Origin of the sequence: Phaeobacter gallaeciensis DSM 26640, from assembly GCF_000511385.1 — a bacterium.
Classification (GTDB): domain Bacteria; phylum Pseudomonadota; class Alphaproteobacteria; order Rhodobacterales; family Rhodobacteraceae; genus Phaeobacter; species Phaeobacter gallaeciensis.
On the sequence record NC_023137.1, the window covers coordinates 3,551,486 to 3,573,481 of the forward strand.

The window sequence follows — 21,996 nt, forward strand, 5'->3', positions numbered from 1 at the left end:
CTTCACCATCTCTTTGGTCTTGGTCACCGGTTTAGCGCAGCCCTGCCGCCAATCCATCCTGTTTGCGTCACGTCAGTCGCTGAACGGCCCAACGAGCGGCATCTGCCACGGTGGGATCAGGATCTTCGGTCAAGGTTTCTGCTGTTGGGCGCAGTTTGGGCAGACCGGAATTCCCGATTGCATAAAGCACGTTGCGCACAAACCGGTCCCGGCCAATCCGCTTGATCGGAGAGCCGGAAAACAGCGCGCGGAAGCCCGGATCATCCAGAGCGGCCAGTTCCGCCAGCTTGGGCGCGTTGAATTCCGGGCGCGCCTCATAGCGGATATCACTGGCAGCCACGGCAAACTTGTTCCAGGGGCAGGCCGCAAGACAATCGTCACAGCCGTAGATCCGGTTGCCCAGTTTGCCGCGCAGCTCCTCATCGATGGGCCCCTTATGCTCAATCGTCAGATAGGAAATGCAACGCCGCGCATCCAGCTGATAGGGTGCCGGGAAGGCATCGGTCGGACAAGCGGTCAGGCAGGACCGGCACGAGCCGCAGTGATCAGGTTCAGCAGTATCGGTAGGGAGGTCGAGAGTCGTAAAAACAGAGCCTATGAAGGCCCAATTGCCCCAGTCCCGGCTCACCAGATTGGTATGTTTCCCTTGCCAGCCAAGACCCGCCGCCTGACCCAGCGGTTTCTCTGGCACCGGCGCGGTATCGACAAAGACCTTCACCTCGGCAGTATCACCGGCACGCGCTGCCTCTGCAATCAACCAACGCGCCAGCCGCTTGAGGCGCTTTTTCACCAGATCATGGTAATCCTTGTTGCGCGCATAGACCGAAATCGCCGCTCGATCTGCCTGCCCGACAATATCCATCGGGTCCACATCGGGCGTATAGCTTTCGGCAAGCATAATCACCGAACGTGCCTCCGGCCAGAGCAGGGCCGGGTCGCCACGCCAATGGCTGCGCTCCTCCATCCAGCCCATCTGGCCATGATACCCAGCATCCAGAAACGCCTGAAGCCGGTCCGGCACCTCGGGCACATCCGACGGTCGGCAGATCCGGCAGGCCACGAACCCCTCGTCCAGTGCCTGCGCGATCAAGCGGTTTTTTATGTCGGCTGTCTCTCTCATCTGGCTAGACATATATACCGTGTTGCGTCGGTCAACATCCGGAAACAGCAGAGCCAAGGGGGCGACCGGCTAGATCACCCCTTATAATGCCCGCTTGAAGGATCACAGAGCCGAAGCGCTCGCAGCGATGACGCGCAGATTTGAACCCGTTACCCCTGCCTGTCAGGGCCAGTGCAGCACGACTTTTCCGCTGCGGCCGGACTTCATTGCGGTGAAACCTTCCGCGAAATCCTCAACATCAAACCGATGGGTAATGACCCGGCTGACATCCAGCCCGTTCTGCAACATTGCGATCATCTTGTACCAGGTCTCGAACATCTCGCGCCCATAGACGCCTTTGATGGTGATCGCCTTGAACACGATGCGACTCCAATCAACGGGAGATTTGCCGGGCGGAATGCCTAAGAGGGCAATTTTGCCACCCATCACCAGCGCCTCCACCATCTGATCCAGCGCCGCCTGCGACCCGGACATCTCCAGTCCGACGTCAAAACCCTGCTTCATACCCAAATCTTCCACGACGTCGTTCAGATCGTCCTGTGCCACATTCACCGCGCGCACTGTCGGCACCACGTGCTGCGCTAGCGCCAGCCGGTCTGGGTTGATGTCGGTGATCACCACATGCCGCGCGCCGGCATGCCGCGCCACCGCAGCCGCCATGATGCCAATCGGACCAGCCCCGGTGATCAGCACGTCCTCGCCCAGAAGATCAAAGCTGAGCGCAGTGTGGACAGCATTTCCCAATGGATCCAGAATTGCGCCGATCTCATCCGGGATGTCATCCGGCAGCGGCACCACATTGAAAGCCGGAAGTTTCAGATACTGCGCAAACGCGCCCTGCTCATTCACCCCGATGCCGCGGGTGCCGGGATCCAGGTGGAACTTGCCTGCCCGGGACTGGCGCGAATCCGTCTGGATCAGATGCCCCTCGCCTGAACAACGCTGCCCGATGGCCAGGTCCGTGACATTGCGGCCGATCTCGACAATCTCGCCCGCGAACTCATGGCCGGTGATCATCGGCACCGGCACCGTATGGGCAGCCCAGTCGTCCCAGTTCCAGATATGAATGTCCGTGCCGCAAATGCCGGTGGTTTTGATCTTGATCAGCACCTCGTCCGGACCGATCTCCGGCACCGGCGCCTGCACCATCCACAGGCCTTCCTGCGGATGGCTCTTCTCCAGCGCCTTCATTGTGTTGGGCAGGCTCATGACACGATCCCCAACTCCTTGCCGACCTTGCCGAAAGCGGCCAATGCGCGGTCCAGATCGTCCCGCGTCAGTGCTGCATTCATCTGGGTGCGGATGCGGGCCTGGCCACGTGGCACCACCGGGAAGAAGAAACCGGAGACATAGACACCCTCGTCAAACAGCCGGGAGGCCATGTCCTGTGCCAGCTGTGCCTCGCCCAGCATCACCGGGATGATCGGATGCTCACCCGGCAAGAGGTCAAAGCCCAGTTTTTCCAACCCCGCACGCCAGTATCGCGCATTCTCGAACAGCTGCGCCCGCAGGTCGTTACCTACCTCCACCAGCCGTATCGCCTCCAGCCCGGCGGCTACAATTGATGGCGGCAGCGAATTGGAGAACAAATAGGGCCGCGCCCGCTGCCGCAGGAGATCGATCACTGGCTGCGGCCCGGCGATATAACCGCCGATGGCCCCCCCAAGTGCTTTGCCCAGTGTTCCGGTGACAATATCCACGTCCACCCCGAAATGCTCCGGCGTGCCCGCGCCAGTGGCCCCCATGAAGCCAGTGGCGTGGCAGTCATCCACCATCACGATGGCATTGTATTTATCCGCCAGAGCGCGGATCTCAGGCAGTTTTGCCAGATAGCCATCCATCGAGAACACCCCGTCGGTGGCGATCATGATATGCCGCGCCCCATCCTCGCGGGCCTGCTTCAGCCAGGCCTCAAGATCGTTCATATCGCTGTTCAAGTAACGATAGCGTTTGGCCTTGCACAGGCGGATGCCGTCGATGATCGAAGCATGGTTCAGGCTGTCGGAGATGATCGCATCCTCCGGCCCCAGCAGCGGCTCAAACAACCCGCCATTGGCGTCGAAACAGGCGGCAAACAGGATCGCGTCATCCTTGCCCAGGAATTTGGCCAGACGTTGCTCCAGCTCCCGGTGGATATCCTGCGTGCCACAGATAAAGCGGACGGAGGCCATGCCAAAACCCTTGTCATCCATCACGCCACGCGCGGCAGCGATCAGATCGGGATGATCTGCCAAGCCAAGGTAATTGTTGGCGCAAAGGTTGATGACTTCAGCATCCCCAACCCTGATCTCGCCCCCCTGAGGGGAGGTGATCATTCGTTCCCGCTTGTAGAGACCATCGGCTTTGATCTCTTCCAGTGTCTTGGAGATGTCGGTCAGAAAATCAGTAGACATGCGGGAACTCCTTCTCTTTCGAGTCGGAGTTCTATCATAACGGATTAATTTCCGAAATAGGAGATTTCAGGATAGCGGATGTATATCCGTCAAAATGGACATCCCCCGCGATAAACTTGCGTCATGCATTTTTCACGATCAGGAAAACGCGGGCCGCACCACCCAATGCTGCAATAGAATGGGTCACATCCGCGGCGTATCGTGCGGTGTCCCCTGCATGCAGCCGATCAGTCGCGCTGCCAGAGGTGAGCGCCACGGCCCCTTCCAGCACGGTTACATGTTCAACCGTCCCCCGCCCGTGCGGTTGGCTGTTCAGGGCGCCGCCATCCTTGAGCCGGATATCGTAGACCTCGTGCCCACCGGCGTCTTCCGGCGGGGACAGAATGCGGATCAGGCAGCCCTCGCCCATATTCTCAATCGACGGGACATCACCATCGCGCAGGATTTCGATACTGTCCTGCGCCTCATTGCTGTCGAGGAGCCCAGCAAAATCTACCTGAAGCGCGCGCGTCAAATTCCACAGAGTCGCAATAGTAGGCGAGCTTTCACCGCGTTCAATCTGGCTCACCATGGAGCGGCTCACCCCAGAGAGATTGGCCACCGCCTCAAGGCTGAGACCCTGGGCACGACGCGCCTCTTTCAGGCGGGCAGGCAACAAAGTCAGGATATCGTCTACATGTTCCGTCATGACGGAATCACTGCGCCTTTACGACCTGTTTGTCAAACAGACGCCATGAGAGGTCCGTCATGTTTTGACGGCACGTTCTACAGGACAGGCCATGCCGCATCTGCATACTCTGCGCCAAACCTATGAGGAGAGAGAAATGACCGATATCGTGATCCTGGATGGCGCCCGCACCGCCATCGGCACCTTTGGCGGGTCGCTTGCCGGCACCACGCCGATTGATCTAGCGACCGTGGCCTCCAAGGCCGCCATGGAGCGCTCAGGCGTTGCGCCGGAACAGATCGGCAATGTGGTTTTTGGCCATGTGATCAACACTGAACCCCGCGATATGTACCTGAGCCGCGTGGCGGCGATGCAGGCCGGTATCCCAAACGGCACGCCAGCGATGAACGTCAACCGGCTTTGTGGGTCTGGCGCGCAGGCGATTGTCTCCGGCATCCAATCACTGATGCTGGGCGATGCGGAATTTGCCCTCACCGGTGGGGCCGAAAACATGTCGCGCAGCCCCTTCATCGTGCCAAGCGCGCGCTGGGGACAGAAAATGGGCGATGCGCGAGCACTCGACATGATGCTTGGTGCACTGAACTGCCCGTTTGGAACCGGCCACATGGGGGTGACGGCGGAAAACGTTGCGGATGAACATGATATCACCCGTGAGCAGATGGATGAATTTGCCCTCGCCAGCCAGACCCGTGCAGCCGCGGCGATCGAGGCCGGATATTTCGCCAGCCAGATCACCCCGGTTGACGTGAAGGTCAAGCGGGACATGGTCCCGTTTGAGGTGGACGAACACCCCAAGACCAGCACGTTGGAGACATTGGGCGGGCTGAAAGCCGTGTTCAAGAAAGACGGCCGCGTCACGGCCGGCAATGCCAGCGGTATCAATGATGGCGCAGCTGCCATCGTCATGGCCACCGCCGACGCAGCGCAGAAGGCGGGGCTGAAGCCCAAAGCGCGTATTTTGGGCTACGCGCATGCCGGTGTCCGCCCCGAGGTCATGGGCATTGGCCCGGTTCCCGCAGTGCAGAACCTGCTGAAGAAAACCGGATTGTCCGCCTCTGATTTCGATGTGATCGAATCAAACGAAGCCTTTGCGGCGCAGGCGCTTGCCGTGAACAAGGAACTGGGGCTGGATCCTGCGAAGGTGAACCCGAACGGCGGTGCCATCGCGCTCGGCCATCCTGTCGGTGCGACCGGTGCGATCATCACGCTGAAAGCGCTCTATGAACTTGAACGCACTGGCGGCTCCAAAGGCTTGATCACCATGTGCATCGGTGGCGGTCAGGGCATTGCCCTGGCAATCGAACGTCTCTGATCTCAGCCCCCGAAACGCAAAAGGCCCCGGTTTTCACCGGGGCCTTTTTCATTGGGTGACATATGTCTTAGCTCGGACTCATTCCGCGCAAGCGTTCGGAACGACGGCGCAGCATCTCGACCACTGTGAGCAGACAGATCGAGACCACAACAAGAATGGTCGCCACCGCCAGAATGGTGGGAGAAATCTGTTCGCGCAGACCGATAAACATCTGCCAGGGCAGCGTCTTCTGTCCAGCCGAGCCGACAAAGAGCACGACAACAACCTCATCAAACGAGGTGATGAAGGCAAACAGGCCGCCGGAAATCACACCGGGCAGGATCAGGGGCATCTGCACGCGGAAAAAGGTGGTCACAGGACCAGCCCCCATATTTGCCGCAGCCCGTGTGAGCGAGCGATCAAAACCGACCAGCGTTGCAGTCACGGTGATGATCACAAAGGGAATCCCCAATGCCGCATGGGCCAGAACCACACCAAAATATGTCCCCTGCAGGCCAATCCGGCTGTAGAAGAAATACATACCCGCAGCCGAAATAATCAGCGGCACGATCATGGGCGAGATCAGGATCGCCATGATGGCACGGCGGAACGGCACATGCGGTTGGCTGAGGCCAATCGCGGCGAGCGTACCAAAGCCAACCGACAGGATGGTCGCCATCGGTGCGATCTTGATGGAGTTCCACATCGCCTGCTGCCAATCCGCATTGGTGAAGAAATCGCGGTAGTGTTTCAGCGAATACCCTTCAGGGTCAAAGCGGATCATTTCTGGCGTAAAGGTGAAGAAGTCCTGCGCGTTGAACGACAGCGGCATCACCACCAGAATCGGCGTGATCAAGAAGATGAAGATCGCCCCACAAATCACCCGGAACGTATAGTGCCACAGCACCTGCCCCGGAGTGAGATATGGCGCCAAGTGCACGCGGTAGCGCGATGTCGAGAGCCAGAAAATGAACCAGCCGACAAAAGCGCCGAACAGGAGCCCCATCACGGCGGCCGGCAGACCGCCCATCACGAAGCCCGCAACAGCGAAGGCTGCAATCAGGATCCAGCGGATCGGCCGCTCCTGATCGCGCATCCCGGCGAGGGCAAATCCAAGCCCACCGACAAGGGCTGCGCCAATCAGAACCCCGAGAAGCCCGGAGCCTTGGGCGGTCCCCACAAAGAGGCCGAAGAAGGCCCCGGCAGCAGCCGCAACAAGCGCGACAAAACCGGGAGTTTGGTTTTCAACAGGTGTCAAAGCCATGTGTCTTATCCCAGTTTCACGTTGTCGATGCCGACAATCTTGTCATAGGCCCAGTAGAGCGCGAGGACGACGACCAGCAGAATACTGCCAAGCGCCGCAGCAAGACCCCAGTTGAGCGATTGCGAGATGTGGAAGGCAATCCGGTTGGAGATGAAGACACCCTTGGTGCCGCCAACCAGCTCCGGCGTGATGTAGTAGCCAATCGCCAGAATGAAGACGAGGATCGACCCCGCACCGATACCCGGCACCGACTGCGGGAAATAGACCCGCCAGAAGGCTGTCCAATTGGTCGCGCCCAGAGATTTGGCCGCGCGCAGATAGGAGGGGTTGATCGTTTGCATAACAGAATACATCGGCAGGATCATGAACGGCAGCAGGATGTGGGTCATCGCTACAATCGTGCCGAACTGGTTGTTGATCATCACGAGACGCGCGTCATCTGCAACCAGCCCCAACCAGACCAGCGTATCGTTGATAACACCTTGTTGCTGCAACATGACTTTCCAGGCGGAGGTTCGCACCAGCAGCGAAGTCCAGAACGGCAGCAACACCAGGATCATTAAGAGATTCGCAGTACGCGACGGCAAATTCGCCAGGATCCAGGCCACCGGATAGCCCAGGATAATACAGCTCACAGTGATCGCCAGCGACATGATCAGGGTGCGCAGGAACAGCGTACCATAGATGCGTTCGTTTTCCGGTCGCAGCTCAGCACCGTCGGCACCTTTCTGGAAATCGGCAGCATTCAGGAAGTACCCGTTGGTATAGGCGCCGGAATAGGTCTGAATGGTGCGCCAGACCTCGGGGTCAGCCCAATCTTCGTCGATTTTGAGGAACTGCTCCTTGAACGGACCATCCTCAGCCAAATCCCAACGCTTGACCTTGCGCCCAGCCTTGCGGAACAGCGAGGAAATGCCCGGGTTTTCGTAGTTCAGACGTGAACCGACACGGGTATGAGTTTTTTCCTGCGCGGCCACCTGAAGGTCAGCGGCCAGCGCCGCGAATATGGCCTCATCCGGCGTCTCGCCCGAATTTGCATCCCAGTCTTGGAGCGCAACCACGGTCTTGGGCAGGGTATCAGAGACGATCTTATTCTCGACCGAGCGGAACAACATGTCGGCAATCGGGAGAATGAAGGTCAGAAGAACAAACAGCAGAAGCGGCGCAATCAACATAAGGGCGCGGATTTTCTGCATCCGGAGAGCTCGGGCCAGGCTACGCTTCAGCGGCGTGCCATCGGCGGCCAGGACCGGTCCGGTGTGGGTGGTATCGCTCATGGGTAGGAGCCCCCGTCGGAATTTTTTGTTGGTGGAGAAAGGGCCGTGCGCCAGGCACACAGCCCTTTCCCGATGATGTCAGTATCTGTTCAGGAACAGATTATTTGGCCAACCATGCCTGGAATTTTGCGTCCAGATCATCGCGGTTATCGGCCCACCATTCGTAGTCATAGACATGCACGTTGCCGGCATTTGCCGGATCGGTCGGCATGTGCGGCGCCATATCGATACCCAGAACGGCGTGCTTACCAACCAGCGGTGCCGACGATGCACGTGCCGGACCATAGGAGATGAATTTCGCCTGATCGGCCAGACGCTGGGTGTCGGTGGCGAACTTCAGGAAGTCCATCACGCGCGCCTTGCGATCCTCGGGCAGGTCAGCAGGAACAATCCAACCGTCCAGATCAAAAGACTGCATGTCCCACAGCATGTCGATTGGCTGGTTCTGCTCAGCGATTGCAGAGAAGAGACGACCGTTGAAGGTCGAGCCCATCACAACTTCACCGTCAGCCAGCAGCTGAGGCGTTTCTGCACCAGCGGTCCACCAGACAACCTGATCCTTGATGCTGTCCAGCTTGGCCAGCGCGCGCTCCACACCTTCATCGGTGCTCAGCGTGTCATAGATCTCATCCTTGGCAACGCCATCGCAGTAGAGAGCCCATTCAACGTTGTCGATCGGACGCTTCTGCAGGGCGCGCTTGCCCGGATATTTTGCAGTGTCAAAGATATCGCAGATGGAGGACGGCGGGGTGTCACCCACTTTGTCCATGCGGTAGCCGAAAGTTGTCGAATACACGATCTGCGGGACAAAGCAGTCGCTGACGATCAGCTCGCCGAAGTCTTCGCTTGCGGGGGTGCCATCGGGCGCCGCAGCCAGCACTTCGTCGTGGTCCAGCTCAGCGGCCAGACCTTCGTCGCACATACGCATGGCGTCGGAGGCAACAACGTCGACCAGATCCCAGGTCACATTGCCCGCTTCGGTCATGGCGCGCATTTTTGCGGTCGCTTCAGCCGAGCTTTCGTCCCAGATTACTTTCAGATCAGGGTGCATCTCTTGATAGGGTTCGACATATGCCTTCAGCTGGCTTTCCTGATAGGCGCCGCCCCAGGACACGATGGTCATTTCGTTGGCCATATCGGCAGCTATTGCCATCGGCGCACACAACGCCGTGGTAGCCGCCAAGGCAGTCAATTTGGTGAGTTTCATAGACACTCTACTCCTTGTTGAAATTATTATTTGTCTTGATCGTCGTCCCCCGGTCGTTCACTGCCGGGGGTTCGGGCACGCGTGGAGGCTTAGGCGTCCAACGCGCGGCAATCTTCAGGCAACCAGCCGATTTCGATCTGCTGACCGGGCTTCAGCCGTTCCTGATCGGGGGCGTTACGGGTTTTGATGATGAACTCATCATTGCCGGCAACCCGCAGGCGGGTGCGGAAAATATCGCCCATGTAGATGAATTCCAGCACTTCAGCTTTCAGCGTATGAGCGCCTTCCTGCATCCGGTCCTTGTTGTATTCGACACGTTCAGGACGGATCGAAACACGGGTCCGCTCACCTGGCTTGGACACATTGATTGGTTTGCAGTCGATCAGTTCGCCATCGTCCAGCTGCACCAGCGCGATACCGTTGTTAACCTCTTTGACAGTGCCTTCCAGCGTATTGTTCTCGCCGATGAACTGCGCAACGAAACTGTTGGACGGCTCTTCATACAACTGATCCGGCGGCGCCAGCTGCTGGATACGGCCGTCGTTGAACACAGCGACGCGATCCGACATGGTAAGCGCTTCGGTCTGGTCGTGCGTCACGTAAACCGTGGTAATGCCCAACTGATGTGCCAGATGGGTGATTTCGAACTGCATCTTTTCCCGCAGCTGCTTGTCCAGAGCCCCCAGTGGTTCGTCCATCAGAACCAGTTCCGGTTCAAACACCAGTGCCCGCGCCAAGGCGACCCGCTGTTGCTGACCACCGGACAATTGGGCAGGCCGACGGCCCCCGAAGGCACCCATCTCCACCATGTCAAGCGCGCGCTTTACCTTCTGCTCACGCTCGGATTTGCCCATGTTGCGGACCTCCAGCGGAAAGCTGAGGTTCTCGGCAATGGTCATATGGGGGAACAGCGCGTAATTCTGAAACACCATCCCGATGCCGCGCTTGTGGGGTGGGATATTGTTGATCGAGACGCCGCCCAGCCGGATATCACCATGGGTCGCAGTCTCAAACCCCGCCAGCATCATCAGGCAGGTCGTCTTACCCGAACCGGACGGGCCCAACATTGTCAAAAATTCGCCTTTCGGCATGGTGAGGTTCAGATCTTTGACAACGAGGTTCTCGCCGTCATAACTCTTCTGCACGCGTTCGAATTCAACGAACGCGCTCGTGTTTGACGCATCAGCCAAGTGAGGCTCCCTGGTTTGGTTCGGCAGATTGGCTCTGCACTTCTGTCGCGATGTAAGCACACCCGAGTGTTGGTGCGCAACCGGATCGTCCGGATCATCTCTTCAATTTACCTTAGGGCCGACAGCTCGGTTAACGGCACTTTTTGCGACGAATGGTTGTTAAAAAGCGACAATCCCGCATCCGAACCTAGGATAGAATTTCTATTCTTGCACGCCGTGATTGTACCGCGCAAACCGTTACCGGAAACACTTCAAGACTCGAATTTGAAAGGACCCGGACGGATTCGCAAACGTAAAAAGGCGCCAGTCCCGATCTGGAACTGGCGCCCTCTTCATTCAGCGGTAAGCCTGATGTCAGGCGCTGTGCAGCATGTCCTGTTCCTGCAAGGCCGCATAGCATTCATCGAGGGACTGACGCGCCCGCGCAATGAGGGTGTCGATCTCCTCCGGTGTGATGACCAGCGGCGGCGAGATAATCATCCGATCACCAACATGGCGCATCACCAGATTGTTGGCGAAACAACGTTCGCGACAGATATACCCAACAGTGCCACCCTCGGCGGCGAAGGCTGCTCGTGCCGCCTTGTTCGGGGTCAGGGCAATGGATCCCATCATGCCAACGATCTTGGCCTCCCCCACCAGCGGATGGTCTGCCAGCGCCTCCCATTTTTCCTTGAGATAGGGCGCGGCCACATCGCGCACATGGCCGACGATGTTTTCCTCTTCCAGGATACGGAGATTTTCAAGCGCGACGGCAGCCGCCACCGGGTGGCCGGAATAGGTATAGCCATGATTGAATTCGCCGGACCCGATCACCGACGCGATCTCGTCACTGACAATTGAGCCGCCAATCGGCGCATAGCCGGAGGATAGCCCCTTGGCGATTGTCATGATGTCAGGACGAATGCCTACAGTCTGGCTACCAAACCAATTTCCAGTCCGCCCGAACCCGCAAATCACCTCGTCTGCAATCAACAAGATCTCGTATTTGTCACAGATGCGCTGGATCTCAGGCCAATAGGTTGCGGGTGGTACAATCACGCCGCCAGCACCCTGCACCGGTTCGGCAATAAAGGCTGCAACGCGATCTTCGCCCAGCTCAAGAATCGCTTGTTCCAACTCTTGCGCCCGTGCGAGACCGAAGTCTTCAGCCGACATATCCCCGCCCTCGGCCCACCAGTTGGGCTGATTGATATGATGGATATCCGGAATCGGCAGACCGCCCTGCTCATGCATCGCCGTCATACCACCAAGGCTGCCACTGCCGACAGAGGAGCCATGATAGCCATTCTTGCGGCTGATGATCACCGATTTCGTCGGTTTGCCCTTCATCGCCCAATAGTGGCGCACCATACGGATATTGGTGTCATTTGCCTCAGATCCTGATCCGGCAAAGAACACATGGTTGAGGCCCTCCGGCGCCAGTTCGGCGATCTTCGCCGCCAGCGCGATGGCCGGCGCATGGGTGGTTTGAAAGAAGGTGTTGTAATATGGCAGCTCACGCATCTGGCGCGCCGCGACATCCGCCAGCTCGTCACGCCCATAGCCGATATTCACGCACCAGAGGCCCGCCATGGCATCCAGGATCTCATTCCCCTCGCTGTCCGTCAGCGTGACGCCGCGGGCACGGGTGATGATCCGCGCGCCTTTTTCAGCCAGCTCGCCATTGGCGGTGAAAGGATGCATGTGATGGGCCGCGTCCAGCGCCTGAAGCTCGGCTGTGGGCAGGTGATTTGTAATCGCAGTCATGGGAAAGACTCCTGAAAGAAGAGATTGCCCCCAGAATATGATCAAATTCTACCATGTCAATCGAATCAGCTGGCCTGTTTGAGTCCCTGTCGGACCTGATCCATCCCCTGGGCCACGTCTCTTTCCATCGCCAACGCCGCAAGATCTGCGTCCTTGCGGTTCAGGGCTTCCAGGATATCCTTGTGGCGATCAGGGAAGCTCTGGGTGCCAAGCCGCCCGCAGACCACCCGCAGCGACGGCCCAAAGCGCAGCCAAAGCCGATCTGCGAGATCTGTGAGGATTGGCGCGTCCGCATGTGCATAAAGCCGCGTGTGGAAAGCGTAGTTCTGCACCAGATAACCCGCTACATCTCCTGCGGAGATCGCCTGATCCAAAGCCGTGTCTATCGCCTCCAAGGCGGAAATATCGGCTGGTGTCACCCGTTCTGTTGCCAATCTCGCAAGTTGGCATTCAATTGTTTTTCTTGCATAAATTAACTCACTTAGGTCGCTTTCCCGCAGCATCGGGACAGACACGCGGCGATTGCCCTGAAACACCAGTGCCCCATCCGAAATCAACCGTCGGATGGCTTCGCGCACAGGCGTCATACCGGCCCCCAGCGACTCGACCAGGCCTTGGATCGTCACCGCTTGCCCGGGCGCCAAATCGCCGAACAAAATCTGCCCACGCAAGGTCTGGTAGACGGTTTCATGCGCCGGCAGTTTCGCGGTCGGCTGACTGACGGACGATGCGTCTGGTTGGCTTAGGTTCACCTTCGGAATCCCTCCTAAATTTTGAGCAGCTTGCACCAAGTTTTCCCAGGTGAAAACATAAACAGTATTGCCGAACGAGGCAAAACTTGATCAAATCCTTCTCAGCCGGGCACGGAAACCGGCACGCACAGGGAGATACTCATGACACTCAAGACGATGACATTGACCGCCATCGTGGCGCTGAGCAGTGCGGCCGCCGTCGCCGAAGAAGTTCGCGTTTACAACTGGTCCGACTATATCGACGAAGAGCTGCTGGAGAAATTCGAAGCCGAAACCGGCATTGATCTGATCTACGACGTCTTCGATAGCAACGAATTGCTGGAAACCAAAATGCTGGCCGGTGGATCGGGCTATGATGTTGTGGTTCCAACCGGATCCTTTTTGGCACGGCAGATCCAGGCCGGTGCGTTCCAGAAGCTGGACGCAGGCCAACTGTCGAATGCAGGCAATATGTGGGACGTGATCAAGGACCGCACGGCCCGTTATGATCCCGACAACCTCTATTCAGTGAATTACATGTGGGGCACCACCGGCATCGGTGCCAACACAGCCAAAGTGGAGGAAGCGCTGGGGGCCGATGCACCGATCGACTCGCTTGAACTGGTGTTCAACCCAGAGAACATGGAAAAACTGGCCAATTGTGGCGTCTACTTCCTGGATGCGCCTGATGAGATGATCCCAGCGGCGCTGAAGTATATTGGCGAAGATCCCAATAGCATGGACCCTGATGTAGTGGCCAAAGCCGAGCCGGTGCTGATGGCGATCCGTCCTTATGTAAAGAAATTCCACAGCTCCGAATACATCAACGCCTTGGCAAACGGCGATATCTGCGTCGCCTTTGGCTGGTCCGGCGATATCCTTCAGGCGCGTGACCGTGCGGATGAGGCCGACAACGGCGTCGAAATCGTCTTCAACGCCCCCAAGGAAGGCGCTCTGATGTGGTTCGACCAGATGGCAATCCCCGTGGATGCTCCGAACCCGGAAGGTGCGCATAGGTTCCTGAACTTCATCATGGAAGCCGAGAATATGGCGGCGGCGTCAAACTACGTCTATTACGCCAATGGCAACAAGGCGAGCCAGGAGTTCCTTGAGGAAGATGTGATCGGCGATCCCGCGATCTATCCAAGCGAGGCCACCCTGAAGAACCTCTACATCAAAGAAGCTTATCCGCCCAAGGTACAGCGTAAGGCCACCCGCATGTGGACCAAGGTCAAGTCCGGCACCTAATCCGGCAATGCTGATCACGCGGGGCATGGTATTTGTCCCGCGTTTTACCTTTTAAGGACGTCGGCAGCGGTTCCGCGCCCGTTCCACAATCTGCGTCTATTACTGGGGGCTCACGTGACCATTCCTGTTTTTGAACCCTGGAACGATCAAGAGGCCAAGCCCCTGATCCAATTCCAGAATGTCACCAAACGTTTTGGTGAGTTCACCGCCATCGACGATCTTACGCTCGGAATTTATGAGAAAGAGTTCTTTGCCCTGCTTGGTCCGTCAGGCTGCGGCAAAACAACAATGATGCGGATGCTTGCCGGGTTTGAGACCCCAACCGAAGGCAAGATTTTCCTGTCAGGTCAGGATATTGCCCCGGTCCCGCCGAACAAGCGGCTGGTGAATATGATGTTCCAGTCCTACGCCCTGTTCCCGCATTTGAGCGTCTGGGACAATATCGCCTTTGGACTGAAGCGCGAGAATAAGCCCAAGCATGACATTGCCGAACGGGTGCAGGAAATGCTGCGTCTGACCCGGCTTGAGAAATTCGCCCGCCGCAAACCGCACCAGATCTCCGGCGGCCAACGTCAGCGGGTTGCCTTGGCCCGGTCGCTGGCCAAGGCTCCGAAACTGCTTCTGCTGGATGAACCGCTCGGCGCGCTCGACAAGAAGCTGCGCCAGGATACCCAGTTCGAACTGATGGATATTCAGGAAAAAACCGGCACCACCTTTGTCATTGTCACCCATGATCAGGAAGAGGCAATGACTGTCGCCTCCCGCGTGGCGGTGATGGACAATGGCCGGATCGTGCAGGTGGCCACACCAGACCGGATCTATGAAACGCCGAACTCTCTTTATGTTGCGGATTTCATTGGCGATGTGAACATCATCGGCGGCACAGCCACCCCCACCGGCCCTGAACAATTCGCGGTCAACTGGAAAGATGGCGCCGCCCCGCTCACAGTCAAAAGTCAGGCATCCTTCTCCGATGGGCAGGCGTGTCATCTGGCGATCCGCCCGGAGAAAGTCACGATCAGCGCGGAGCGCCCGTCGGAGGCTGACAACACGGTGCAGGGGCGTATTCTCGATATCGCCTATCTCGGCAATATCTCCACCTATCACGTTGAGCTGCCCTCCGGCGCGGTGATCAAGGCGCAGGCCGCCAATACCCGCCGCATTGCACGCCGCGCCTTTACCTGGGAAGACTCGGTCTGGCTGTCCTGGACAGCCACCGCCGGTGTTCTGCTGGCGAACTAATGCGCCGCTTTATCCTGATTGCCATTCCCTATGTCTGGCTGCTGGCGCTGTTTCTCGTGCCCTTTGCCATCGTCTTCAAAATCTCGCTGTCGGATGCCGCCGTTGCCCGCCCGCCCTATATGCCGCAGTTCGACTGGGTCACCGGTATCGGCGCCTTCCTTGCGGATCTCGATTTTGAGAATTTCACTTGGCTGACCGAAGATGACCTCTACTGGAAGGCCTATCTCAGTTCCTTACGTATCGCGGTGATTTCGACCATTCTGACCCTGCTCGTGGGCTATCCGATGGCTTACGGCATGGCACGCGCGCCTTCGGAATGGCGCCCAACGCTGATGATGCTGGTGATCCTGCCGTTCTGGACCAGCTTTCTGATCCGGGTCTATGCTTGGATGGGTATCCTGTCGAACGAAGGCCTTTTGAACCAATTCCTGATATGGGCCGGGCTGATTGATACGCCCCTGACGATCCTGAACACCAATACAGCTGTCTATATCGGTATCGTCTACACCTATCTGCCGTTCATGATTCTGCCGATTTACTCCGCTTTGGAACGGCTGGATGGTTCGCTCATTGAGGCCGCCGAAGATCTGGGCTGCTCGCGTATGGAGGCCTTCTGGCTGGTCACCATTCCCCTGTCCCGCGCAGGTATCATCGCGGGCTGTTTCCTCGTCTTCATTCCGACACTCGGCGAATTTGTGATCCCATCGCTGCTGGGTGGATCTGACACGTTGATGATTGGCAAGGTATTGTGGGAAGAGTTCTTTTCCAACCGCGACTGGCCTGTGGCCTCGGCGGTGGCAGTTGTGCTCCTGCTGATCCTGATCGTACCCATCGTGCTGTTCCAGCGGAACCAGCAAAAACAACAGGAGGCGGACCAATGACCCGATTGAGCTGGTTCAACACCGTTTCGCTGACTTTGGGGTTTGCGTTTCTGTATATCCCGATGGTGATCCTGATCATCTTCAGCTTCAATGAAAGCAAACTGGTCACCGTATGGGCAGGATTCTCCGTCAAATGGTACGGCGAATTGCTGCAGAACGAGGCGTTTCTGAATGCAGCCTGGGTGACGCTGAAGGTCGCGGTGTTGTCCTCGACCATCGCAACTGTGCTGGGCACCATCGCCGCTTATGTCCTGGTGCGCGGCGGGCGTTTTTTGGGCCGCACACTGTTTTCGGGTATGATCTATGCACCACTGGTGATGCCGGAAGTGATCACCGGCCTGTCGCTGCTGCTTTTGTTCATCGGCATCGGTCTGGATCGTGGCGTGATGACCATCGTGCTGGCACATACGACCTTTTCGATGTGCTACGTCTCGGTCGTCGTCTCCTCACGGCTGGTGACCTTTGATCGCTCTCTGGAAGAGGCTGCGCTGGATCTGGGTTGCTCTGCGGCTGAGGCGTTCCGCCTCGTGACGTTGCCGATCATCGCACCTGCGGTGATCTCTGGCTGGCTTTTGGCCTTCACTCTGTCGCTGGACGATCTGGTCATTGCGTCCTTCACATCAGGACCTGCGGCAACCACGCTCCCGATCAAGATCTTCTCTGCGGTGCGGCTGGGGGTCAGCCCGGAAATCAACGCCCTTTCTACAATTATGATCGCCATTGTAACGGTCGGCGTGGTCACCGCCTCGCTGGTCACCAAACGCCAACTGGTACGCCAGCGCCGCGACGAGCAAAACGCCGAACGCAGCTAAGCATCAGCCCGCGTCCCACTCCGGGGCGCGGGCCAGCCCCAGCGCCTCAAGCTGACTTGACCCCTCATAGCGCAGCGCCTTGTCGTGCCAGAGGTCCGGCCCGGCCGCCAATTGATCATAGTAACCTTCGAACTGATGCGGCTGACCGAAGTGCTGACCGCGCTGTTTTTCGATCCGCGCTTTCTCCGTGATCTCAGGCAGGAATTTGCTGTGCAGAAGCACCCCGGATGGCAGAACACCATTCGGCCCATCATAGAGTGCATTGAGCCGTCGCGGCAGCGCCGCATGAGTGGAATTGGTGTAGACGTAGCGGCGATCCCATTTGATCAACGGCAATTTGTTTAATGTCGGCGCGCGCTGTGGGTCATCTGAAAAAAACACCCGGTCCCGCGTGCCGCCCTGCACCCACAGATTGCCCCGTGGTGTCTGCCGGACCCCGCGATAGGGACCGCAATCAAACCACGGCAAGACATCGCGGGGATCATCGCCGGGCGAGTAGTTCACCTTTCCCAGCGGCCCCTTGGGGAAAAGATCCAGCATCAGCGCGCCAAAGCCAATCCTGCCCTGACGGTCCAGCCAATGAGTCAATCCGCGCAAGCCATGTTGCGCATCACCGCCAAACACCAACAATTCGTCTGCATCAACACTTAAGCACCAGCGACGGTGACCATAGCGGATCTGCAGCCAGGTCGCCCAATCCAGACCAAATCGCGCATCCCGGTAGCTTGCTGTCGTGTGCCAGAGTGAAACATCCGGTTGAGCAGCAAGATATTCCGCCCCCCCATCATCACTGTCGTTGTCAACGATCAGAAAGTGATCAACACCCAGATCACGGTAGAACTTGAGGAAGAAAGGGAGCCGGGCCGCTTCGTTTCTCATTACGGTGATGGCAATCACCCCATCTGCCGTCAGATCGACAGTATGATCTGCCACCAGTCTCAGTTGATGACGTGCCCGGAACGCCCGCCAAAGCAACCGCCGACGCTGCCATCTGAGCCGATAAGCCGCCGCCAGCGAAATATCCGGCAGCGGCACAGAACCCGGAGCCATTGTTGGCCCCGTCATCTTAACGCTCGTAGGCACCGGCTTTGTGCCAGCCCCAGGCATCCGCAATCATCGTCTCAAGATCGGAACGGGTCGGCTCCCAGCCTAGCAGCGTTGCCGCCCGCACAGAACCCGAAACCAGCTTGGTGCAATCCCCGGCGCGCCGCGGCCCAATGGAATGCGGCACAGATTTGCCGGTTGTCGCTTCGGCCTTGTCCATCACTTCGCGCACCGAAAACCCGGTGCCTGTCCCCAGATTGAAGACCTGACTGCCCTTACCGTCTTTCAACCATTTCAGGCCCAAAACATGGGCATCGACCAGATCGCAGACATGCACATAATCGCGTACGCAAGTCCCATCCGGCGTGTCGTAATCGGTTCCGAAAATCGTCAGCGCATCACGCTTGCCATCAATCGCGTCCAGAACCAGCGGCACCAGATGAGTCTCGGGACGATGGAATTCGCCGACCTCAGCCTCCGGATCAGCACCCGCCACGTTGAAATAGCGGAAGATCACTGATCGCAGCCCGTGCGACGCACCGAAGTCGCGCAGGATATCCTCAACCGCACGTTTGGAGGCGCCATAGGCATTCAGCGGCACCTGCGGCGTGCTTTCGTCCAGCACCACATTGTCATGCTCCCCGTAGGTGGCACAGGTGGAGGAGAACACGAAATCAAGGCATCCGGCTGCTACCGCCGCTTCGATCAAAGTGAGGGAGCCACCAACATTATTGGCCCAGTAGCGACCCGGCTCACTCATGGCTTCGCCCACCTGACTCAATGCGGCGAAATGCATAACCGCCGCAGGCTGGTATTTGGCAAAAACTTCGTCCAGTCGCGCGCGATCTCTCAGATCCCCCTTCTCGAAGGGGCCGAACTTCACCGCGTCCTGCCAGCCGGTTACCAGATTGTCATAGGTCACAGGTGTGAACCCGGCCGCGCGTAGCGCCTTGCAAGCGTGGGAACCGATATAGCCGGCCCCACCGGTCACCAGAATATATGTCAAAGCAGCGTTTTCCTGATCAAAAGGCCGGACGTTGCTGCCCGGCCACCCAAAATTCACATGTACCAATCTTCGCCCCTCGCGGCGAAGTGGCAGGTCTTATTGCGCCGCCTTATCAACCTGCGCAATCTGATTGATATAGCACATCAGATCATCACGCAGTTCTTCCCGCGCCAGCGCAAAGGCAACCGTTGCCTGCAGGAAGCCCGCCTTGGACCCACAGTCAAACCGCTGACCACGGAACCGATAGCCATAGACCGGCACATCATCGGCAATGTCTTCAGCAATCGCATCGGTCAGTTGGATCTCACCACCGGCACCCTGCTTCTTCTTGTTAAGATTGCGCAGCACAGAAGGGGCCAGAATATAGCGGCCAATCACCGCCAGATTGGATGGTGCGTCATCAGCTTTGGGCTTCTCAACCATGCCATTCACAGACACCACCGATCCCATGTCATCACGCACATCCAGCACCCCGTAGGATGATGTTTGTTCCGGGGGGACTTCCATGGCTGCAACCATATTGCCGCCGGTTTCCTCATAGGCCTCAACCATCTGCTTGAGGCAGGGCGTTTCCGCTGCGATCACGTCATCGGGCAGGATCACCGCAAAGGGTTCATTGGCGATCAGGCGGCGCGCGCACCAAACCGCATGACCAAGGCCCAGCGCCTGATGCTGACGAATATAAGCAATCGCACCGGAATCCATATTGGTCGCCTTCAGGATGTCCAGCAGGTCATCCTTGCCCTTCTTGCGCAGCTCCTGCTCGAGCATGGGCGAATGGTCGAAATAATCCTCAAGCGCACCTTTACCGCGCGAGGTGACAAAGATGAATTCCTTGATCCCGGCTTCACGCGCCTCATCAATGGCATATTGGACCAGCGGACGATCAACCAGTGTCATGATTTCTTTGGGAACAGATTTGGTTGCCGGCAAGAACCGCGTCCCAAGTCCAGCCACCGGAAAAATTGCCTTCGTTACTTTTTTACGCATATCGCACTCTCATTGTCTATTTCTCAAACCGTTCTGATGCGGTTTGTCAGTGGTGGCCGATTTGGTGACAAAACCTGCCTCGAAAGACCGATCCAAGTATTCCGCAGGCAATTCAGAAAATATACCCCCAGTCACTTTTCGCTCACGACCTTCCCTAAGATGTTTCATTTTACCGACAATTCGGGCCTATTTGTGACCCATCTTTTTCATCATCGCCTCAATCAGTGGAACGTCTTCGGGGTTGTTCAGCTCCCAGAATTCACGTCCGCGCGCCTCAACCTCCACACAGAGGATCTTGCGCCCATTCTCCAGAAAACGCAGCTGCTCCAGCCCCTCCAGCGTCTCCAAGGGGCCGACTGGCCAGCCTGGATAAGCACTGAGCGCGTCTGGCCGGTAGGCATAGACCCCGACGTGATGGAACACCGGGGTGTCCTGATCCGCCTCATAGGTCGCCGAGGTGAACGGCACCACTTCCTTCGAGAAGTAGAGCGCGTTGTTATCCCGCCCGAACACAGCGGTGGTGCCTCCAACGCGACCGGCCTTACGGTCCGCCAGAAGACTGTTCAGTGTCGCCCCGTCGCAACGCAACACCGGTGTTGCCAGCCCCTTGTCAGGGGCACCGCGCAGGCCCGAGATCAGATCTTCGACAAACCAATGCGGCGTCAGCGGCGCGTCCCCTTGCAGGTTCACGACGATATCGTAGCCTCCGCCAAGATTGGCCAACGCCTCCGCACAGCGCTCGGTCCCATTGCCGCAGCTTTCCGAGGTCATCACAACTTCGGCGCCGAACCCTGTCGCAGCGTCGCGAATCCGCTCATCATCAGTGGCCACCACCACACGGTCGACACCATTGACAGCCATGGCAGCGCGCCAGGATCGCTCAATCAGCGTTTGGCTCTCTCCGCTGGCACCGGTCAAGGCAACAAGCGGCTTGCCAGGATACCGTGTGGAGGCGTAGCGGGCGGGGATGACAATCAGAACGGACATCAGGCTTTCTTCAGCTCCACACCCGGCGCATAGGCAATAAAGAAGGGGTTTGCGAATCCATCCTTGCCGTAGGTGAGTGGGCTGTGGTCATCGAAACGCACCACCTGACCACCAGCGCCACACAGAACAGCATGGCCAGCTGCGGTGTCCCATTCCATGGTGCGGCCAACCCGTGGATAGAGATCAGCTTCTCCGGTGGCGACCAGACAGAACTTCAACGACGAGCCTGCGCTTTTGCTGTCTTTCACCGCATATTTATTAATGTAGTCATCAGTCGCCTGATCACGGTGAGATTTGGAGGCAACCACCATCAGCGCATCATTGTCGCTATCTGCGACGCGAATGGGTTTGATTTCTCCCATCGTGGTGGGATCAAACGCACCGGTCTCCTCAACCGCAGCCCCATCGGCCAGCGTAAAGAACATCCGCGACCGCGCCGGAGCATAGACCACACCACGGGTCGGCACGCCGTTTTCAACCAGCGCGATATTGACGGTGAAGTCACCGCGGCGATGGATGAACTCCTTGGTTCCATCCAAGGGGTCAACGATCAGGAAGGTGTCGCCGCTCTTGCTATGCGAATCGGCCTGTTCTTCAGTCACCAGCATCACATCCGGAAATGCCGCCCGCAGCCCTGCGGAGATCAGGGCGTCGGCGGCCTCATCGGCGGCCGTGACCGGGCTTTCATCCGACTTCACCTTCACCTCGAATTCGTCCGAGTTGTAGATCTCCATGATCTTCTCTCCGGCTTCGATCGCCAATCGGCGGATTACCGGAATAAGGTCATCATATGTCACAAACGCTCTCCCTGACCGGGTTTGGTTGATTACAGCAGTTGTCCCCCTTATGGTCGCGGGGAAAGGGAACAGCAAGATT

20 protein-coding genes are annotated in these 21,996 nt (G+C 58.0%); 5 read left to right on the top strand and 15 right to left on the bottom strand.

The window, feature by feature from the left end:
* Nucleotides 1-67 precede the first annotated feature (67 nt).
* The 4 genes from queG to GAL_RS17120 form a co-directional block, all read right to left on the bottom strand.
* On the bottom strand, nt 68-1,120 hold the full coding sequence (gene queG, locus GAL_RS17105) for a tRNA epoxyqueuosine(34) reductase QueG (protein WP_040104310.1): 1,053 nt from the start codon (nt 1,118-1,120) through the stop codon (nt 68-70).
* Between the two features lie 162 nt (nt 1,121-1,282).
* Entirely contained in the window at nt 1,283-2,311 is a 1,029-nt protein-coding gene (gene tdh / locus GAL_RS17110; RefSeq protein WP_040104332.1) for an L-threonine 3-dehydrogenase, read from the bottom strand.
* 14 nt (nt 2,312-2,325) lie between these two features.
* On the bottom strand, nt 2,326-3,513 hold the full coding sequence (locus tag GAL_RS17115; protein WP_024098813.1) for a glycine C-acetyltransferase: 1,188 nt from the start codon (nt 3,511-3,513) through the stop codon (nt 2,326-2,328).
* A gap of 121 nt (nt 3,514-3,634) precedes the next feature.
* Complete coding sequence (locus GAL_RS17120; RefSeq protein ID WP_014881477.1) at nt 3,635-4,201, bottom strand: helix-turn-helix domain-containing protein; 567 nt, start codon at nt 4,199-4,201, stop codon at nt 3,635-3,637.
* Between the two features lie 136 nt (nt 4,202-4,337).
* On the opposite strand from GAL_RS17120, the gene GAL_RS17125 reads away from it, so the two are divergent.
* Nucleotides 4,338-5,513 carry an acetyl-CoA C-acyltransferase family protein gene (locus GAL_RS17125; RefSeq protein ID WP_040104331.1) on the top strand — a complete coding sequence of 392 codons (1,176 nt, stop codon included), beginning with the start codon at nt 4,338-4,340 and terminating at the stop codon, nt 5,511-5,513.
* A 67-nt stretch (nt 5,514-5,580) separates the two neighbouring features.
* On the opposite strand, the gene GAL_RS17130 is transcribed toward GAL_RS17125, so the two are convergent.
* From GAL_RS17130 to GAL_RS17155, 6 genes are all read right to left on the bottom strand, one after another.
* Nucleotides 5,581-6,756, bottom strand: coding sequence for an ABC transporter permease (locus GAL_RS17130; protein WP_024098815.1), 1,176 nt, complete (start codon nt 6,754-6,756; stop codon nt 5,581-5,583).
* 5 nt (nt 6,757-6,761) lie between these two features.
* Nucleotides 6,762-8,033: an ABC transporter permease gene (locus GAL_RS17135; RefSeq protein ID WP_024098816.1), complete on the bottom strand. Its 1,272-nt coding sequence runs from the start codon at nt 8,031-8,033 to the stop codon at nt 6,762-6,764.
* Nucleotides 8,034-8,133: 100 nt separating this feature from the next.
* Nucleotides 8,134-9,240 carry an extracellular solute-binding protein gene (locus GAL_RS17140; protein ID WP_024098817.1) on the bottom strand — a complete coding sequence of 369 codons (1,107 nt, stop codon included), beginning with the start codon at nt 9,238-9,240 and terminating at the stop codon, nt 8,134-8,136.
* Nucleotides 9,241-9,329: 89 nt separating this feature from the next.
* On the bottom strand, nt 9,330-10,430 hold the full coding sequence (locus GAL_RS17145) for an ABC transporter ATP-binding protein (protein ID WP_024098818.1): 1,101 nt from the start codon (nt 10,428-10,430) through the stop codon (nt 9,330-9,332).
* 354 nt (nt 10,431-10,784) lie between these two features.
* Nucleotides 10,785-12,179 carry an aspartate aminotransferase family protein gene (locus tag GAL_RS17150; protein ID WP_024098819.1) on the bottom strand — a complete coding sequence of 465 codons (1,395 nt, stop codon included), beginning with the start codon at nt 12,177-12,179 and terminating at the stop codon, nt 10,785-10,787.
* Nucleotides 12,180-12,244: 65 nt separating this feature from the next.
* On the bottom strand, nt 12,245-12,931 hold the full coding sequence (locus GAL_RS17155; RefSeq protein ID WP_024098820.1) for a GntR family transcriptional regulator: 687 nt from the start codon (nt 12,929-12,931) through the stop codon (nt 12,245-12,247).
* A 141-nt stretch (nt 12,932-13,072) separates the two neighbouring features.
* Here GAL_RS17155 and GAL_RS17160 point away from each other — a divergent pair, with 141 nt between their 5' ends.
* From GAL_RS17160 to GAL_RS17175, 4 genes are all read left to right on the top strand, one after another.
* On the top strand, nt 13,073-14,158 hold the full coding sequence (locus GAL_RS17160) for a polyamine ABC transporter substrate-binding protein (protein WP_024098821.1): 1,086 nt from the start codon (nt 13,073-13,075) through the stop codon (nt 14,156-14,158).
* 114 nt (nt 14,159-14,272) lie between these two features.
* Nucleotides 14,273-15,400 carry an ABC transporter ATP-binding protein gene (locus GAL_RS17165; protein WP_024098822.1) on the top strand — a complete coding sequence of 376 codons (1,128 nt, stop codon included), beginning with the start codon at nt 14,273-14,275 and terminating at the stop codon, nt 15,398-15,400.
* Entirely contained in the window at nt 15,400-16,281 is an 882-nt protein-coding gene (locus GAL_RS17170; RefSeq protein ID WP_024098823.1) for an ABC transporter permease subunit, read from the top strand. The genes GAL_RS17165 and GAL_RS17170 overlap by 1 nt, the downstream gene beginning before the upstream one ends.
* The gene (locus tag GAL_RS17175; RefSeq protein ID WP_024098824.1) at nt 16,278-17,093 is read left to right on the top strand and encodes an ABC transporter permease; all 816 of its coding nucleotides are present in this window, start codon (nt 16,278-16,280) and stop codon (nt 17,091-17,093) included. The genes GAL_RS17170 and GAL_RS17175 overlap by 4 nt, the downstream gene beginning before the upstream one ends.
* A 3-nt stretch (nt 17,094-17,096) precedes the next feature.
* Here the strand turns inward: GAL_RS17175 and GAL_RS17180 are convergent, their stop codons facing one another.
* The 5 genes from GAL_RS17180 to cysQ all read right to left on the bottom strand — a co-directional run bounded on the left by GAL_RS17180 (nt 17,097) and on the right by cysQ (nt 21,917).
* Nucleotides 17,097-18,143, bottom strand: coding sequence for a glycosyltransferase family 2 protein (locus tag GAL_RS17180; protein ID WP_244462794.1), 1,047 nt, complete (start codon nt 18,141-18,143; stop codon nt 17,097-17,099).
* A gap of 16 nt (nt 18,144-18,159) precedes the next feature.
* Nucleotides 18,160-19,143, bottom strand: a complete 984-nt coding sequence (gene galE / locus GAL_RS17185; RefSeq protein WP_040104330.1) for a UDP-glucose 4-epimerase GalE — start codon at nt 19,141-19,143, stop codon at nt 18,160-18,162.
* A 96-nt stretch (nt 19,144-19,239) separates the two neighbouring features.
* Nucleotides 19,240-20,133 (bottom strand): UTP--glucose-1-phosphate uridylyltransferase GalU, encoded by an 894-nt coding sequence (galU, locus tag GAL_RS17190; RefSeq protein ID WP_024098827.1) that lies wholly within the window; start codon nt 20,131-20,133, stop codon nt 19,240-19,242.
* 186 nt (nt 20,134-20,319) lie between these two features.
* Nucleotides 20,320-21,120 (bottom strand): 3-deoxy-manno-octulosonate cytidylyltransferase, encoded by an 801-nt coding sequence (locus GAL_RS17195; protein WP_024098828.1) that lies wholly within the window; start codon nt 21,118-21,120, stop codon nt 20,320-20,322.
* Entirely contained in the window at nt 21,120-21,917 is a 798-nt protein-coding gene (gene cysQ / locus GAL_RS17200; RefSeq protein WP_024098829.1) for a 3'(2'),5'-bisphosphate nucleotidase CysQ, read from the bottom strand. Before cysQ ends, GAL_RS17195 begins: the two co-directional genes overlap by 1 nt.
* Nucleotides 21,918-21,996: the final 79 nt, after the last annotated feature.